Raw genomic sequence first — 17214 nt, forward strand, 5'->3', positions numbered from 1 at the left:
CGGTTGCCCCCGATGCCTGTACCGATTCGCATCCTGAGTGTTCTTTTGCTGGTCGCAGTCTCCGCCAGCGCCACTGCAGCACCCAAGAAAGCACCACCCGCTCCGCCCCCAGGCAGTGCCGGCACCTCGTCGCTGGAACCCGTGCTGGCCGGCGAATTCGCCTTGCAGGCCGGGCAGCTGGACGATGCCGCGCGCGCCTACCTGGACGCCGCCAAGGCCGAAGCCGGCGATGCCGGGCTGGCCGAGCGCGCCGCCCGCATCTCCATGCTGGCCAACGACGACCCGCGCGCGATCGAAGCGCTGGCGTTGTGGCGCGCCCGCGCGCCGTCGTCGATGTCCATGCGCAGCACCGAGGCCTCGTTGGCGCTGCGCCGCAACGACCTGCGCACCGCGCGCCGCGATTTGCTCGGCTTGCTCAAGGAGCCCGATCCGCGTGGCTGGCGCTTTGCGCTGATCGCCCTGGCCAACGGCGGCCGCGAGCCGGAAGCCTCGGCCGATGTGCTCGAAGACCTGGTCAAGGCCGGCGCCATCCCGAATCAGATCGAAGCCTGGCAGGAATTCGGCCGGCTCGCGCTGCGCATGGAGCGCCCCGCGCTGGCCAAGCGCATCGTCGACGAGGTGGTACGCCGCTTCCCCGAAGAGCCGCGCGTGGCCTTGTTGCATGCCACCCAGTTGCAGCAGGAAGGCAAGAACGACGAAGCGCTGGCGCTGCTGAAGAATATCGAACCGCAGGCGGTCAAGGACTCCGAGCTGCGCGGCGCGCTGGCGTTTGCCTACGACGCCATGGGCCAGACCGAAGCTGCTGCACGCGTGCTTTCGACCGGGCCGCAGGACACCCAGACCTATGGCTTGCGTGCCTCGATGCTGGCCAAGGAGAAAGACCGCAGCTCGCTGGAGGCGCTGTACGCCGAGCTCAAGAGCAACGCTACCAAGCCCGATCCGGACCGCCGTCTGCTGCTGGGCAAGATCGCCGAATTCCTCAAGCGCTACGACGAGGCGGTGGAGTGGTATCGCGGCGTGCCGGGTGGTCCGCAGGTCAGCGAGGCGCGTCTGCGCACCGCCAGTGCCTTGTACGAACTGGGCCGCAAGCCCGAAGCGCTTGCCGAAGCCCGCGCCCTGCAGGGCGACGCCAGTGCCGACGATGACGCGCGCCGCGACGCCTACGTGCTCGAAGCCGAGCTGCATCAGCGGGCCGACGATGCGCCGGGCGAACTGGACGCCTTCGAACGTGGCCTGGCCGCCTACCCGGACGATAGCGCGTTGCTGTACGCCCGCGGGCTGGCCTGGGAGCGGCGCGACGATGTCCCGCGTGCCGAGGCCGATCTGCGCAAGATCCTGGTGACCGAGCCGGAAAACGTCGCGGCCCTGAACGCGCTGGGCTACACCCTGGCCGACCGCACCACCCGCTACAAGGAAGCATTGGCGCTAATCGACCGTGCCCGCACCGCCGACCCGGACAACCCGGCCATTGTCGACAGTTATGGCTGGGTGCTGTACCGGATGGGCCGCACCAAGGAAGCGTTGGTGCAGCTGCGCCGCGCCTGGGCGCTGGTCAAAGACCCGGAAATCGCGGCCCACGTGGGCGAAGTGCTGTGGGTCAGTGGCAAGCAGGACGAAGCGCGTCGCTACTTCGATGAAGCGCGCCGCCTCGACCCGGACAACCGTGCGCTGCAGCGCGCCGTGGAAAAGTCCGGGCTATGAGCAGGGCGGTTCGAACGTTGGCCCTGGGCGGGCTGGTGCTGGTCGGGCTGTCGGCCTGCGTCAGCGTGCCGCGCGGGCAGGGCAGTGGGGCGGCCGTGGCCGATCACGTCTCCGACAGTGCGCGCCAGGCCGAAGCCGCTCGCCAGGCCTGGTTGCAGGCGCACCCCAATTGGTCCTTCCAGGGCCGGGTGGCGATCAGCAAGGACCGCAATGGCGGCAGCGGCCGCATCGACTGGCAGCAGGATGGCCCAAGCTACCGCGTGCAACTCAGTGCGCCGGTCACCCGGCAAAGCTGGGTGCTCACCGGCGACACCACCAGCGGCGCCGGCCGGCTGGAAGGGCTGGACGGCGGTCCGCGCAGTGGTCCTGATGCCGAGCAGGTGCTGCTGGAAGCAACCGGCTGGACCATCCCGGTCAACCAGATGCCTGACTGGGTGCGCGCGCTGCGCATCGCCGACGCCGGTGCCGCACGCGTCGACCTGGATGCCGCCGGGCGCCCGCGCACCGTGCAGCAGGATGGCTGGACGATCGAATTTTTGGCCTGGACACCAGCCGGCGCCGACCAGCCCGAGCTGCCGCAGCGGATCGAAGCCCGCAACGGCGAGGCAAAGGTGCGCCTGTTGGTCGACCAATGGACCGTGTCGCCCTGATGGACGCGCCGGGCACTGATTGGTCGGCGTGGCCTGCGCCGGCCAAGCTGAATTTGTTCCTGCAGATCACCGGGCGCCGTGCCGACGGCTACCACCTGCTGCAGACCGTGTTCCGGCTGCTGGACTGGGGGGACACCGTTCATCTTCGCGTGCGTCGTGACGGCCAGATCCGCCGCCTCGGCGAGAGTCTGCCCGGCGTATCCGAAGACGATGACCTGGTGATCCGCGCTGCGCGCCTGCTGCAATCGGCAGCCGGCACCCAGGCGGGCGCGGAGATTCGGGTCGACAAGCGCATCCCCGCCGGCGGCGGTTTCGGTGGCGGCTCCTCGGACGCGGCGACTGTGCTGGTGGCGCTCAATGCCTTGTGGGGCCTGGGCCTGGCGGCCGATGTGCTGGCCGAGCTGGGCCTGCAGCTGGGCGCAGACGTGCCGGTCTTCGTGCGCGGCCGCAATGCCTGGGCCGAAGGCGTGGGCGAACAACTGACCCCGATTTCCCTGCCGGAAGCGGCGTATCTGCTGGTCGATCCCGGCGTTCATGTACCGACCCCGGCGTTATTTCGATCACAGGAATTGACGCGGGATGCTGCGCCCGCGAAAATAGCGGACTTCGCTTCCGGTTCCCTGCTCGACAATGCGTTCGAGCCGGTCCTGCGGCGCCGCGAACCCGCCGTCGAGGCCGTGTTCCAGGCGCTTTCCAGGGTCGGTACACCGCGTTTGACCGGGTCGGGAAGTGGCTGTTTCGTCGAGTTCGCCACGCGCGCTGCTGCAGAGCAGGCGCTGGCGCAGTTGCCGGGCAGCCTGCGGGCGTGGGTGGTGGAGGGTGCAGCGCACTCGCCATTGCTCGATGCGCTGGACGCGACACAGGTTTGATGCAGGGGCGTCGCCAAGAGGCCCAAGGCACCAGGTTTTGATCCTGGCATTCGTAGGTTCGAATCCTACCGCCCCTGCCAGTTTGTCGAGAAAGGCAGGTCCGCCTGCACCAGGTTTCACTGCAGATCCTTCTGCAATACCTCGCGCATCCTTGCGCGGGAATCGAACGAAAGCCCGGCATTGGTTCGGCTTTGTCCTGCTCCACCATCGATCCGCACGCTCTTCGCCGCCGCCCGAGAGATCTCATGCAAGACCAACGTAATCTGCTGGTGTTCTCCGGCAATGCCAACAAGCCGCTTGCCCAGAGCATCTGCAAGGAACTCGGCGTTCGCATGGGCAAGGCGTTGGTCACGCGCTTTTCCGACGGCGAAGTGCAGGTGGAGATCGAAGAGAGCGTGCGTCGGCAGGAAGTGTTCGTCATCCAGCCCACCTGCGCGCCCAGTGCCGAGAACCTGATGGAACTGCTGGTGCTGATCGATGCGCTCAAGCGCGCCAGCGCCCAGTCGGTGACCGCGGTGATCCCGTACTTCGGTTATTCGCGCCAGGACCGTCGCATGCGCTCCTCGCGCGTGCCGATCACTGCCAAGGTGGCTGCCAAGATGATCTGCGCCATGGAGGCGGACCGCGTGCTGACGGTCGACCTGCACGCCGACCAGATCCAGGGCTTCTTCGATGTGCCGGTCGACAACGTCTATGCCTCGCCGCTGCTGCTGGCCGACATCTGGCGCGCCTACGGCACCGACAACCTGATCGTGGTGTCGCCGGACGTTGGCGGCGTGGTGCGCGCACGCGCCGTCGCCAAGCGCCTGGACGACGCCGATCTGGCCATCATCGACAAGCGCCGTCCGCGCGCCAATGTGGCCACCGTGATGAACATCATCGGCGACGTGCAGGGCAAGACCTGCGTGCTGGTCGACGACCTGGTCGACACCGCCGGTACCTTGTGCGCCGCTGCCGCAGCGCTGAAGCAGCGCGGCGCGCTCAAGGTCGTGGCCTACATCACCCACCCGGTGCTGTCGGGTCCGGCGGTGGACAACATCAACAATTCGCAGCTCGACGAGCTGGTGGTCACCGACACGATTCCGCTGAGCGAAGCGGCGCGTACCTGCGCCAAGATTCGTCAGCTGAGCGTGGCCGAACTGCTGGCCGAGACCATCCGCCGTATCGCCTTCGGCGAATCGGTCAGCTCGCTCTACGTCGACTGATACCCCATTCGGTGCCCGGATTCCCGGGTGCCGCCACACGTCTCACCTGGTCGCGGGTGAGACGCTTCATCGCCGCGAGGCGGTGTTCCAACTAGGTAGTGAAATCCAATGGCAAAGACTCATGAAATCAAGGTCGAGCGCCGCGCTGACGAGGGGAAGGGTGCGAGCCGCCGCCTGCGTCACGCTGGCGTCATCCCGGCCATCGTCTACGGTGGCGAACTCGAGCCGGTCAGCATCCAGCTCAACCACGAGCAGATCTGGCTCGCCCAGCAGAACGAGTGGTTCTACTCTTCCATCCTGGACCTGAACCTCAATGGCGACGTGCAGCAGGTGCTGCTGCGTGACATGCAGCGCCATCCGTTCAAGCAGCTGATCATGCACATCGACTTCCAGCGCGTCAGCGCCAACGAGAAGCTCAGTGCTGCCGTGCCGCTGCACTTCATCAACGAAGCGTCTTCGCCGGCTGGCAAGTCGAGCGAAGTGGTCGTCACCCACGAACTCAACGAAGTCCAGGTGGTCTGCCTGCCGAAGGATCTGCCGGAGTTCATCGAAGTGGACCTCGGTGCACTGGAAGTGGGCAACGTGATCCACCTGTCCGAAATCAAGCTGCCGGCCGGTGTTGAAATTCCGGAACTGAAGCTGGGCAAGGAACACGACGTTGCCGTGGTGGCTGCCAAGCACGTACGGATCGAAGAAGACGACGCTGCCGGCGAAGAAGGCAGCGAAGGCGCCGAGACCAAGTAATCCGTTGGCCGGTCCCCCGCATTGCGCGCGGGATCGGCTGCGGTCACTGGCATGTCTGCACTTCGTCTGATCGTCGGGCTGGGAAACCCCGGCCCGGAACACGCGCAAACCCGGCATAACGCCGGGTTTCGTTTCGTCGATGCCCTCATCGAGCGCAGTGGCGCCCGCTGGGCATTGGATAGCAAGTTGTTCGGCGAGACCGCCAAGGTCCAGGTCGCGGGACAACCGGTCTGGCTGCTCAAGCCGGCCACCTTCATGAATCTCAGCGGCAAGTCGATCACCGCCGCATTGCGATTCTGGAAGATCGAGCCGGAGCAACTGCTCGTTGCACACGACGAACTGGATCTTGCGCCGGGCATCGCGCGGCTCAAGTTCGATGGCGGTCACGGCGGGCAAAACGGCTTGCGCGACACCATTCGCCTGCTCGGGCACGGTAAATTTCACCGTCTACGCGTTGGCATCGGTCATCCCGGTCACAAGGACCGCGTGGTGCCCTGGGTGCTGGGACGGGCAGGGCGCGAGGACGACGCAGCGATCGGCGCTGCGGTGGATGCCGCCATCGATGTGCTGCCGCTGGCGATGGAAGGCAATTTCAACGAGGCGATGAAACGCCTGCATACCGAAAAAAAATAGAGAATGGGGAATAGGGAATGGACAGGGCGCTGCTCCTGCCATTCTCCATTCCCGATTCTCCATTCACTGGAAAACCCATGGGTATCAAATGCGGCATCGTCGGCCTGCCCAATGTCGGCAAGTCGACCCTGTTCAACGCGCTGACCAAGGCGGGCATCGCTGCGGCCAACTTCCCGTTCTGCACCATCGAGCCGAACGTCGGTATCGTGCCGGTGCCGGATCCGCGTCTCAATCAGCTGGCTGACATCGTCAAGCCGCAAAAGCTGATTCCTACTGCGGTCGAGTTCGTCGATATCGCCGGTCTGGTGGCTGGTGCGGCGAGTGGCGAAGGCCTAGGCAACAAGTTCCTGGCGCACATCCGCGAAGTCGATGCGATCACCCACGTGGTGCGTTGCTTCGAGAACGACGACGTCATCCACGTCAACAACAAGGTCGACCCGATCGCCGATATCGAAACCATCGATACCGAGCTGGCGCTGGCCGATCTGGATAGCGTGGAAAAGGCCCTCAACCGTGCCGAACGCAGCGCCAAGGGCGGCGACAAGGATGCAGCGGCGCGCAAGCCGGTGCTGGCCAAGTTGCAGGCCGCGCTGGCCGACGGCAAGGCGGGGCGTGCCGCCGGTCTGGACGATGAAGAAAAGGCACTGGTGCGCGATCTGTTCCTGCTGACGCTCAAGCCGGTGCTGTACATCGCCAACGTGCTGGAAGACGGCTTCGAGAACAATCCACACCTGGATGCGGTGCGTGCGCATGCGGCTGTCGAAGGTGCCGAAGTGGTGCCGGTCTCGGCGGCCATCGAAGAGGAGCTCTCGCAGCTGGACGATGCCGATCGCGACAGCTTCCTGGCCGATCTCGGCCTGGAAGAGCCAGGCTTGAATCGCGTCATCCGTGCGGCCTATACGCTGTTGGGCCTGCAGACCTATTTCACCGCAGGCGTCAAGGAAGTGCGTGCCTGGACGGTCAAGGCCGGTTCGACTGCGCCGCAGGCTGCAGCCGTGATCCACACCGATTTCGAGAAGGGCTTCATTCGCGCCGAAACGATCGGTTTCGACGACTTCATCAAGTACCGCGGCGAAGCCGGTGCCCGCGATGCCGGGCGCCTGCGCCTGGAAGGCAAGGAATACCGCGTCCAGGAAGGCGACGTGCTGCACTTCCGCTTCAACGTGTGATCGGCTGTGCGTGGCGCCTGACGCCGCGTATCGTTGGGAGTGAAGAATTGCTCAAAATTTTTGTTGACACTGCATGCGTCCCACAACAAAATAACGGGCTGCTTCACCCCGAACCGAATATGCCTCGCGGCGCACCGGTCCGGTAGTAAAAGCTGGAGGGATACCCAAGCGGCCAACGGGGGCAGACTGTAAATCTGCTGGCTTACGCCTTCGGTGGTTCGAATCCACCTCCCTCCACCAGTTTCACGTTGTGGCATGCAGTTCCCGGCGCGGGAGTAGTTCAACGGTAGAACCTCAGCCTTCCAAGCTGATGGTGCGGGTTCGATTCCCGTCTCCCGCTCCATTGAACGCAAATGCATGGCATAATGCAAAACTCGCTCACGTAGCTCAGTCGGTAGAGCACCTCCTTGGTAAGGAGGAGGTCGAAGGTTCGATTCCTTTCGTGAGCACCATTACTCAATCGTCTTCAACTCCAAACGATTACCGAGACACGCACCCATGGCAAAAGCTAAATTCGAGCGCACCAAGCCGCACGTGAACGTCGGCACCATCGGTCACGTTGACCATGGCAAGACCACGTTGACCGCTGCGCTGACCAAGATCGGTGCCGAGCGTTTCGGTGGTGAGTTCAAGGCGTACGACGCGATCGACGCGGCGCCGGAAGAGAAGGCGCGCGGCATCACGATTTCGACCGCACACGTCGAATACGAATCCCCGACCCGTCACTACGCGCACGTTGACTGCCCCGGCCACGCCGACTACGTCAAGAACATGATCACCGGTGCAGCGCAGATGGACGGCGCGATCCTGGTGTGCTCGGCCGCTGACGGTCCGATGCCGCAGACCCGTGAGCACATCCTGCTCTCGCGTCAGGTCGGTGTGCCGCATATCGTGGTGTTCCTGAACAAGGCCGACATGGTCGACGACGCCGAGCTGCTCGAGCTGGTCGAAATGGAAGTGCGCGAACTGCTGAGCAAGTACGACTTCCCGGGCGACGACACCCCGATCATCCACGGTTCGGCGCGTCTGGCGCTGGACGGCGATCAGAGCGACATCGGCGTGCCGGCGATCCTGAAGCTGGTCGAGGCGCTGGATTCGTTCATTCCGGAGCCGACCCGCGACGTGGACCGTCCGTTCCTGATGCCGGTCGAAGACGTGTTCTCGATCTCCGGCCGCGGCACCGTGGTGACCGGTCGTATCGAGCGCGGCATTATCAAGGTGGGCGACGAAATCGAAATCGTCGGTATCCGCGACACGCAGAAGACCACCGTCACCGGCGTGGAAATGTTCCGCAAGCTGCTGGACCAGGGTCAGGCAGGCGACAACGCCGGTCTGCTGCTGCGCGGCACCAAGCGTGACGACGTCGAGCGCGGCCAGGTGCTGTGCAAGCCGGGTTCGATCAAGCCGCACACCGAGTTCGAAGCCGAAGTCTACGTGCTGTCCAAGGACGAGGGTGGCCGTCATACCCCGTTCTTCAAGGGCTACCGTCCGCAGTTCTACTTCCGCACCACTGACATCACTGGCGCCTGCCAGCTGCCGGAAGGCGTGGAGATGGTGATGCCGGGCGACAACGTGAAGATGGTCGTGACCCTGATCAACCCGGTTGCGATGGACGAAGGTCTGCGCTTCGCCATCCGTGAAGGCGGTCGTACCGTCGGCGCCGGCGTGGTTGCCAAGATCATCAAGTAAGTGCCTGTATCCAGCTGCCTATGGGCGGCTGGATTCAAACGAATGGCGGGCCGGCTGAACCGCGGTCCGCCTTCGTTGTCTTGGGGTTTGCGGTAAACGAGTACATACGCCAGTAGCTCAATTGGCAGAGCAGCGGTCTCCAAAACCGCAGGTTGGGGGTTCGAGTCCCTCCTGGCGTGCCACTCCTCTTTCCGGCCCAGCGATTCGGGTCAGATCGGTAACTAGAGCCGGATGAATAGCAAAATCGAGCCTTCCAAGAGCGCGTCCTCCAGCGCTGATGTCGTTAAGTACGTTGTCTCCGCTGCCCTGGTGGTTGCGGGGCTTTTTGTGTGGTTCTGGTTCTCCGCTCCCGAGCGCGCGACCCAGCTGGGCGCGTGGACGCCGCAGTTGCGTGCGTTGGCTGTCATCGTTGGGTTGGTGGCGGGCGCATTTGTGTTTTTGGGTACCGGCAAGGGCCGGGAGACCCGCGAATTCCTGTCCGAATCCAGGTTCGAGTTGCGTAAGGTTGTCTGGCCGACGCGCCAGGAAGCTATCCGCACCACCTGGGTCGTGATTGTGGTTGTAATCATTCTGAGTTTGCTGTTGGGCGGCTTCGACTTTGTCATCCAGAAGCTCACGCAGTGGTTCCTGGCTCGTTGAGGAGAATCAAGCAGTGAAGCGTTGGTATGTCGTTCACGCCTATTCAGGCTTCGAAAAATCCGTTGCGCAGGCATTGCGTGACCGTATCGCGCGCGCCGAAATGGAGGACCGTTTCGGCGACGTGCTGGTGCCGACCGAAGAGGTCATCGAAATGCGCGCCGGCCAGAAGCGTCGGTCCGAGCGCAAGTTCTTCCCCGGCTACGTGCTGGTGCAGATCGAAACGCATGAAGAGGGCGGTATTCCGCGCATCGACAACGAAAGCTGGCACCTGGTGAAGGAGACTTCGAAGGTGATGGGTTTCATCGGCGGTACCGCCGACCGTCCTCTGCCGATTCGCGACGAAGAAGCGGATGCGATCCTGCAGCGAGTGCAGGATGGCGTCGAAAAGCCGCGTCCGAAGGTGTTGTTCGAGCCGGGCCAGATGGTGCGCGTCACCGAGGGTCCGTTCAACGACTTCAATGGCGTTGTCGAGGAAGTCAATTACGAAAAGAGCAGGCTGCGGGTTGCCGTGCTCATCTTCGGCCGCTCCACGCCGGTCGAGCTCGAATTCGGTCAGGTCGAGAAGGGCTGACCCTGCGGGCGCCAGCTAGGCGCTCGCCCCAAATGCTGCTATAGTGCGCGGCTAGCTGTCCTGGCGAACCGCCTGGAACCAATGGCTGCCGCATGGCGGCCATCTGCGTGTGTGGTCAACAACGTGAAGCCGGGACACGTGAATCCCGGTCCGATGGGGAGCCTGCAGGTCAGGCGCTAGCACCCGGAGAGTATTGAAATGGCTAAGAAGATTACTGCTTTCATCAAGTTGCAGGTCAAGGCCGGTCAGGCCAACCCTGCACCGCCGGTCGGCCCTGCACTGGGTCAGCGCGGTCTGAACATCATGGAATTCTGCAAGGCATTCAACGCCGCGACGTCGAAGCTGGAGCCGGGTCTGCCGACGCCGGTGATCATCACCGCGTATTCCGACCGTACCTTCACGTTCGTCACCAAGAGCACTCCGGCCAGCGTGCTGCTCAAGAAGGCCGCAGGCGTGACCTCCGGCTCGAAGCGTCCCAACACCGACAAGGTGGGCAAGGTGACGCGCAAGCAGCTGGAAGAAATCGCCAAGGTCAAGGAAGCCGATTTGACGGCAGCCGAGCTGGAAGCGGCGGTGCGCACGATTGCGGGTTCTGCCCGCAGCATGGGTTTGACGGTGGAGGGCTAAGACATGGCACAGAGCAAGCGCGTTAAGGCCATCACGGCCGCTGTCGTTCCGGGCAAGACCTATGCCTTCGAAGACGCAATCAAGATCCTGAAGACTGCCACCAAGGCCAAGTTCGTCGAGTCGATCGACGTCGCCGTGCGCCTGGGCGTGGACGCCAAGAAGTCCGACCAGCAGGTGCGCGGTTCCACCGTGCTGCCGGCCGGTACTGGCAAGAGCGTGCGCGTTGCAGTGTTCGCACCGGCAGGCGCCAAGGCTGACGAAGCCCTGGCTGCGGGCGCCGAGGCGGTGGGCATGGACGACCTGGCCGAGAAGATGCAGGCCGGCGATCTGAACTATGACGTGGTTATCGCGACCCCGGATGCCATGCGCGTCGTCGGTAAGCTGGGCACCCTGCTGGGTCCGCGCGGCTTGATGCCGAACCCGAAGGTCGGCACCGTGTCGGCCAATCCGGGCGAAGCGGTCAAGAATGCCAAGTCGGGCCAGGTGCGCTACCGCACCGACAAGGCCGGCATCATCCACTGCACGATCGGCAAGGCCAGCTTCGACGACGAAGCGCTGAAGTCGAACCTGCAGGCGCTGTTGCTGGATCTGGTCAAGGCCAAGCCGGCCACCTCCAAGGGTACCTACCTGCAGAAGGTGTCGGTCAGCTCGACCATGGGTCCGGGCGTGACGGTGGATCAGTCGAGCCTGTCGTTGAAGTAAGCGAATGCGTCCGGCGTCATGCGCCTGACGTATTTGGCAGTACAGCATTGTTTTTCCGGCCCGGGTCACCGTGTGCTGGGAGTCCGTTCCCTCCTTTGGGGCAACGGACATTTTGAAGGCGATCGCCGGCACGTCCGGCGGTAGCCGTCAAAGACCGCAGGCGCGGTCAGCGCAGATCGACGACGGGCACGGATGCTCGCACTGGCAAGGAGTCGCCGTCGATGCAGCGGGATCGCTTAATTGGTTCGTGTCGAACCGGCCGGCGTAGATGGTGTCGCCCTTCTGGAGCTTTCTGGTTTACGCGCGTCTGGGACATCCCGGATCGAGTCCACTCCAGGTCTAGAACGGCCACCAAAGGAACATCGGTCGATGTTCCCGGCTTCCAGGAAGGAGGCTGCCCTGGACCGCAACCGGCAGGAGCCGCGAGCGGAGTAGTTTGAAGCGGGGATGACGATTCGGCATGTGGGATCTGGCAACGGCGTGATTGCTGTGACGGATTCCGAAGTACCAATCCCGAATCCCGGCTTTAACGGAGGAGTGCAATGGCTCTCAATCTGTCCCAGAAGCAAGAAGTAGTCGCCGAGCTGGCAGACATCGCCGCCAAGGCCCACTCCCTGATCGCCGCCGAATACGCTGGCACCACGGTCTCCCAGATGACCGCGATGCGTAAGCAGGCCCGCGAAACCGGCGTGTTCTTGAAAGTTGTCAAGAACACCCTGGCCGCGCGTGCCGTTGAAGGTACTGATTTCGCTGTCGCTGCTGACAAGCTGGTCGGTCCTTTGCTGTATGCGTTTTCGATGGAGGAGCCCGGCGCAGCCGGTCGCCTGATCAAGGAATTTGCCAAGAGCAACGACAAGCTGCAGGCCAAGGTCGTGTCCATCGGCGGGGAATTGTTCCCGGCGGGTCACGTCGACGTGTTGGCCTCGCTGCCGACCCGTGACCAGGCCCTGGCCATGCTGGCCCGCGTGCTGTCCGAACCGGCTGCCATGTTCGCCCGTGCCGTCAAGGCCGTTGGCGACAAGCAGGGTGGTGGCGACGAAGCCGCCGCGCCGGTCGCCGAGACTGCCGAAGCTTGATGTCCTAGCGTTCGCTAGAACCCCAATCCAGAAAATCATTTAAAGGTAATCACAATGTCCCTTACCAACGAACAGATCGTCGACGCCATCGCCGAGAAGTCCCTGATGGAAGTGATGGAGCTGGTCAAGGCCATCGAAGAAAAGTTCGGCGTCTCCGCCGCTGCCCCGGTCGCTGCTGCTGCAGCTGGCCCGGCGGCCGTGGTTGAAGAGCAGACCGAGTTCAACGTGGTGCTGACCAACTGTGGCGCCAACAAGGTTGGCGTCATTAAGGCCGTGCGCGCCGTGACCGGCCTGGGTCTGAAGGAAGCCAAGGATCTGACCGAAGCCGGTGGCATGCTGAAGGAAGGCGCTTCGAAGGACGAAGCCGAGAAGATCAAGAAGGAACTGACCGAAGCTGGCGCGACTGTCGAAATCAAGTAAGCAGTACCTTGCATCGCCAGCGTTTCATGGTGATGCACTGAAGGCTGGGAGCGTAAAGCTCCCGGCCTTTGGCCGTTTCGGAGGGGAATCGGGATTGGACAATCGCAGTGCAACATCGCGCGATCATCCGATTCTCGATTCCCGATTCCCGGCCTCACCGAGTTGGTAGTTGGAAGTAGCGGGAGAAGGCGTGCTGGTGCCGGCAATACCAGCGACTTCCAACTGACAATTTTGTTATTTCAGGGCCGCCGCGATGTGGCCCCCGCAGCCTAGGGTGAAGACCTCATGACGTCTTATTCGTTCACCGAAAAAAAGCGTATCCGCAAGGACTTCGGTAAGCAGCGCTCGATCCTCGAAGTGCCGTTCCTGCTTGCCATCCAGGTGGATTCCTACCGCGAATTCCTGCAGGAAGACGTGGAGCCGAACAAGCGTAAGGACCTCGGTCTCCACGCGGCATTGAAGTCGGTGTTCCCGATTTCCAGCTACAGCGGCAACGCTGCGCTGGAGTATGTCGGTTACAAGTTGGGTCAGCCGGTGTTTGACGAGCGTGAATGCCGTCAGCGCGGCATGAGCTATGGCGCGCCGCTGCGCGTGACCGTGCGCCTGGTGATCTACGACCGCGAGTCGTCGACCAAGGCGATCAAGTACGTGAAGGAGCAGGAGGTCTATCTCGGCGAGATTCCGCTGATGACCGGCAACGGTACCTTCATCGTCAACGGCACCGAGCGCGTGATCGTTTCGCAGCTGCATCGCTCGCCGGGCGTGTTCTTCGACCACGACCGTGGCAAGACCCACAGCTCGGGCAAGCTGCTGTACAGCGCCCGCATCATTCCTTACCGTGGCTCGTGGTTGGACTTCGAGTTCGACCCGAAGGACGCGCTGTTCACCCGTATCGACCGTCGCCGCAAGTTGCCGGTATCGATCCTGCTGCGTGCGCTTGGCTACAGCAACGAAGAGATGCTGGCCGAGTTCTTCGAGATCAATACCTTCCACATCAACCCGGACGAAGGCGTGCAGCTGGAGCTGGTGCCTGAGCGCCTGCGTGGTGAAACGCTGAACTTCGACCTGGCCGATGGCGACAAGGTCATCGTGGAAGCGGGCAAGCGCATCACTGCGCGCCACGTCAAACAACTGGAAGCTGCCGGCGTTGCCGCGCTGGCCGTGCCGGACGACTACCTGGTCGGTCGCATCCTGTCGCACGACGTGGTCGATGGCTCCACCGGCGAACTGCTGGCCAATGCCAACGACGAGATCAACGAAGACCAGCTGGCTGCCTTCCGCAAGGCCGGCGTCGATGCGGTGGGCACCCTGTGGGTGAACGATCTGGATCGTGGTCCGTACCTGTCCAACACCTTGCGCATCGATCCGACCAAGACGCAGCTGGAAGCGCTGGTCGAAATCTACCGCATGATGCGTCCGGGCGAGCCGCCGACCAAGGAAGCGGCGCAGAACCTGTTCCACAACCTGTTCTTCACCTTCGAGCGCTACGACCTGTCCACGGTCGGCCGCATGAAGTTCAACCGTCGCGTCGGCCGCAAGGACGTGCTGGGCGAGTCGGTGCTGTACGACAAGAAGTACTTTGCCGAGCGTAACGACGAAGAATCCAAGCGCCTGGTCGCCGAGCACGCCGACACCTCCGACATCCTGGAAGTGATCAAGGTGCTCACCGAAATCCGCAACGGTCGCGGCGTGGTCGATGACATCGATCACCTGGGCAACCGTCGCGTGCGTTCGGTGGGCGAAATGGCCGAGAACGTGTTCCGCGTGGGCCTGGTCCGCGTCGAGCGCGCGGTCAAGGAACGCCTGTCGATGGCCGAGTCCGAAGGCCTGACCCCGCAGGAACTGATCAATGCCAAGCCGGTGGCTGCTGCGATCAAGGAATTCTTCGGCTCCTCGCAGCTGTCGCAGTTCATGGACCAGAACAATCCGCTGTCGGAAGTGACGCACAAGCGTCGCGTCTCCGCGCTGGGTCCGGGCGGCCTGACCCGCGAACGCGCCGGCTTCGAAGTGCGCGACGTGCACCCGACCCATTACGGCCGCGTCTGCACCATCGAAACGCCGGAAGGTCCGAACATCGGCCTGATCAACTCGCTGGCCGTGTTCGCCCGCACCAACCAGTACGGCTTCCTCGAGACGCCGTACCGTAAGGTGCTGGACGGCAAGGTCTCCGACGACGTCGAATACCTGTCGGCGATCGAAGAAAACGAGTACGTGATCGCCCAGGCGAACGCGCTGACCGATGCCAAGAACATGCTCACCGAGCAGTTCGTGCCGTGCCGGTTCCAGGGCGAATCGCTGTTGAAGCCGCCGTCCGAAGTGCACTTCATGGACGTCTCGCCGATGCAGACCGTGTCGGTCGCAGCGGCGCTGGTGCCGTTCCTCGAGCACGACGACGCCAACCGCGCACTGATGGGCGCCAACATGCAGCGCCAGGCCGTGCCGACGCTGCGTTCGCAGAAGCCGCTGGTCGGTACCGGCATCGAGCGTGCGGTTGCGCGCGACTCGGGTGTGACCGTCAATGCGCTGCGTGGTGGCGTGATCGAGCAGATCGACGCAGCCCGCATCGTGGTCAAGGTCAACGAGGCAGAAATCGGCGGCGGCACCGATGCCGGCGTGGATATCTACAACCTGATCAAGTACACCCGCTCCAATCAGAACACCTGCATCAACCAGCGCCCGCTGGTGAATGTGGGCGACGTGATCGCGCGCGGCGACGTGCTGGCCGACGGCCCGTCCACCGACATCGGTGAACTGGCGCTGGGCCAGAACATGCTGATCGCCTTCATGCCTTGGAACGGCTACAACTTCGAAGACTCCATCCTGCTCTCCGAGCGCGTGGTGGAAGAGGATCGTTACACCACGATCCACATCGAGGAACTGACCTGCGTTGCGCGCGACACCAAGCTGGGGCCGGAGGAAATTTCCGCCGACATCCCGAACGTGTCCGAGCAGGCCTTGAACCGTCTGGACGAAAGCGGCGTGGTGTACATCGGTGCGGAAGTGCGCGCCGGCGACATCATGGTCGGCAAGGTCACGCCGAAGGGCGAGAGCCAGCTGACCCCGGAAGAAAAGCTGCTGCGTGCGATCTTCGGCGAAAAGGCGTCCGACGTGAAGGACAGCTCGCTGCGCGTGCCCCCGGGCATGGACGGCACCGTCATCGACGTGCAGGTCTTCACCCGCGACGGCATCGAGAAGGACAAGCGCGCCCGCCAGATCGAGGAAAACGAGATCAAGCGGGTCAAGAAGGACTTCGACGACCAGTTCCGCATCCTGGAAGCGGCCATCTACGCACGTCTGCGCTCGCAGATCGTGGGTAAGGTCGCCAACGGCGGCGCCAACCTGAAGAAGGGCGACACCGTCACCGACGCGTACCTGGACGGGCTGAAGAAGTCCGATTGGTTCCAGCTGCGCATGAAGGACGAAGACGCTGCCGACGCCATCGAGCGTGCGCAGAAGCAGATCCAGGCGCACGAGAAGGAATTCGAAGCACGTTTTGCCGACAAGCGCGGCAAGATCACTCAGGGCGACGACCTCGCACCGGGCGTGCTGAAGATGGTCAAGGTGTTCCTGGCCGTGAAGCGCCGTATCCAGCCGGGCGACAAGATGGCAGGCCGCCACGGCAACAAGGGTGTGGTCTCCAACGTGGTGCCCGTGGAAGACATGCCGTACATGGCCACCGGCGAGTCGGTCGACATCGTGTTGAACCCGCTCGGCGTGCCGTCGCGTATGAACATCGGCCAGATTTTGGAAGTGCATCTGGGTTGGGCCGCCAAGGGCCTGGGTCGCAAGATCCAGCGCATGCTGGAAGCCCAGGCCGCCGTCAGCGAGCTGCGCAAGTTCCTCAACGACATCTACAACCACGACAACGCGATCAATGCACAGCGCGTGGACCTGTCGCAGTTCAGCGATGAGGAATTGCTCAACCTGGGCAAGAACCTGATCGACGGCGTGCCGATGGCGACCCCGGTCTTCGACGGCGCCAGCGAAGCGGAAATCAAGCGCATGCTGGAACTGGCCGACCTGCCGCAGAGCGGTCAGACCCAGCTGTACGACGGTCGCACTGGCGAAGCGTTCGATCGCAAGACCACGGTCGGCTACATGCACTACCTGAAGTTGAACCACTTGGTCGACGACAAGATGCATGCGCGCTCGACTGGCCCGTACTCGCTCGTGACCCAGCAGCCGCTGGGCGGCAAGGCACAGTTCGGTGGTCAGCGCTTCGGTGAAATGGAAGTCTGGGCGCTGGAAGCCTACGGCGCGGCCTACACCCTGCAGGAAATGCTGACGGTGAAGTCCGACGACGTGCAGGGCCGCAACCAGATGTACAAGAACATCGTCGATGGTGAGCACGAGATGGTCGCGGGCATGCCGGAATCCTTCAACGTGTTGGTGAAGGAAATCCGCTCGCTGGCGATCAACATGGAACTGGAAGAGTGATCGAGACGGATCCCGGCGCCGCAATGCGCTGCCGGGATCCGGAACGTAACGCCCTCGGTTTCATCTCAGATACGAAATTCCT

The 17214-nt window shown here is 63.4% G+C and carries 15 protein-coding genes and 5 tRNA genes; all 20 read left to right on the forward strand.

Annotated elements, in window-relative coordinates; translation table 11 throughout:
* The first annotated feature begins 12 nt into the window (after window positions 1-12).
* The 20 genes from HLH45_RS09460 (at window position 13) to rpoB (ending at window position 17132) form a co-directional block, all read left to right on the forward strand.
* Window positions 13-1701, forward strand: coding sequence for a tetratricopeptide repeat protein (locus tag HLH45_RS09460; RefSeq protein WP_046932505.1), 1689 nt, complete (start codon window positions 13-15; stop codon window positions 1699-1701).
* A complete protein-coding gene (lolB, locus tag HLH45_RS09465) occupies window positions 1698-2351 on the forward strand; it encodes a lipoprotein insertase outer membrane protein LolB (protein ID WP_008576040.1) in 654 nt (217 codons plus the stop codon). Before HLH45_RS09460 ends, lolB begins: the two co-directional genes overlap by 4 nt.
* Complete coding sequence (gene ispE, locus HLH45_RS09470) at window positions 2333-3220, forward strand: 4-(cytidine 5'-diphospho)-2-C-methyl-D-erythritol kinase (RefSeq protein WP_008576042.1); 888 nt, start codon at window positions 2333-2335, stop codon at window positions 3218-3220. The genes lolB and ispE overlap by 19 nt, the downstream gene beginning before the upstream one ends.
* Window positions 3221-3223: 3 nt before the next feature.
* Window positions 3224-3300, forward strand: a tRNA-Gln gene (locus tag HLH45_RS09475).
* 165 nt (window positions 3301-3465) lie between these two features.
* A complete protein-coding gene (locus tag HLH45_RS09480) occupies window positions 3466-4425 on the forward strand; it encodes a ribose-phosphate diphosphokinase (RefSeq protein WP_003486761.1) in 960 nt (319 codons plus the stop codon).
* A 108-nt stretch (window positions 4426-4533) separates the two neighbouring features.
* Window positions 4534-5169 carry a 50S ribosomal protein L25/general stress protein Ctc gene (locus tag HLH45_RS09485; protein WP_003486759.1) on the forward strand — a complete coding sequence of 212 codons (636 nt, stop codon included), beginning with the start codon at window positions 4534-4536 and terminating at the stop codon, window positions 5167-5169.
* A 51-nt stretch (window positions 5170-5220) separates the two neighbouring features.
* The gene (gene pth / locus HLH45_RS09490) at window positions 5221-5802 is read left to right on the forward strand and encodes an aminoacyl-tRNA hydrolase (RefSeq protein ID WP_008576043.1); all 582 of its coding nucleotides are present in this window, start codon (window positions 5221-5223) and stop codon (window positions 5800-5802) included.
* 77 nt (window positions 5803-5879) lie between these two features.
* Entirely contained in the window at window positions 5880-6971 is a 1092-nt protein-coding gene (ychF, locus tag HLH45_RS09495; RefSeq protein WP_011346536.1) for a redox-regulated ATPase YchF, read from the forward strand.
* 154 nt (window positions 6972-7125) lie between these two features.
* Window positions 7126-7211: transfer RNA gene (locus HLH45_RS09500), tRNA-Tyr, on the forward strand.
* 29 nt (window positions 7212-7240) lie between these two features.
* Window positions 7241-7314 (forward strand) — tRNA-Gly (locus tag HLH45_RS09505).
* A 33-nt stretch (window positions 7315-7347) separates the two neighbouring features.
* Window positions 7348-7423: transfer RNA gene (locus HLH45_RS09510), tRNA-Thr, on the forward strand.
* Between the two features lie 46 nt (window positions 7424-7469).
* Window positions 7470-8660, forward strand: a complete 1191-nt coding sequence (gene tuf, locus HLH45_RS09515) for an elongation factor Tu (protein WP_003486726.1) — start codon at window positions 7470-7472, stop codon at window positions 8658-8660.
* Window positions 8661-8766: 106 nt separating this feature from the next.
* Window positions 8767-8842: transfer RNA gene (locus HLH45_RS09520), tRNA-Trp, on the forward strand.
* A 49-nt stretch (window positions 8843-8891) separates the two neighbouring features.
* Window positions 8892-9299: a preprotein translocase subunit SecE gene (gene secE / locus HLH45_RS09525; protein ID WP_005917581.1), complete on the forward strand. Its 408-nt coding sequence runs from the start codon at window positions 8892-8894 to the stop codon at window positions 9297-9299.
* A 13-nt stretch (window positions 9300-9312) separates the two neighbouring features.
* A complete protein-coding gene (nusG, locus tag HLH45_RS09530; RefSeq protein ID WP_011346537.1) occupies window positions 9313-9870 on the forward strand; it encodes a transcription termination/antitermination protein NusG in 558 nt (185 codons plus the stop codon).
* Between the two features lie 198 nt (window positions 9871-10068).
* Window positions 10069-10497, forward strand: coding sequence for a 50S ribosomal protein L11 (gene rplK, locus HLH45_RS09535; RefSeq protein ID WP_008574191.1), 429 nt, complete (start codon window positions 10069-10071; stop codon window positions 10495-10497).
* Between the two features lie 3 nt (window positions 10498-10500).
* Window positions 10501-11199, forward strand: a complete 699-nt coding sequence (gene rplA / locus HLH45_RS09540; protein ID WP_003486747.1) for a 50S ribosomal protein L1 — start codon at window positions 10501-10503, stop codon at window positions 11197-11199.
* A 542-nt stretch (window positions 11200-11741) separates the two neighbouring features.
* Window positions 11742-12275 carry a 50S ribosomal protein L10 gene (gene rplJ / locus HLH45_RS09545; RefSeq protein WP_005930748.1) on the forward strand — a complete coding sequence of 178 codons (534 nt, stop codon included), beginning with the start codon at window positions 11742-11744 and terminating at the stop codon, window positions 12273-12275.
* A gap of 54 nt (window positions 12276-12329) precedes the next feature.
* On the forward strand, window positions 12330-12695 hold the full coding sequence (gene rplL / locus HLH45_RS09550; protein ID WP_008574194.1) for a 50S ribosomal protein L7/L12: 366 nt from the start codon (window positions 12330-12332) through the stop codon (window positions 12693-12695).
* Window positions 12696-12980: 285 nt separating this feature from the next.
* Window positions 12981-17132, forward strand: a complete 4152-nt coding sequence (gene rpoB, locus HLH45_RS09555; protein ID WP_029818764.1) for a DNA-directed RNA polymerase subunit beta — start codon at window positions 12981-12983, stop codon at window positions 17130-17132.
* The last annotated feature ends 82 nt before the right edge of the window (window positions 17133-17214 follow it).

Origin of the sequence: Xanthomonas euvesicatoria (assembly GCF_013112235.1) — a bacterium.
Taxonomy (GTDB): domain Bacteria; phylum Pseudomonadota; class Gammaproteobacteria; order Xanthomonadales; family Xanthomonadaceae; genus Xanthomonas; species Xanthomonas euvesicatoria.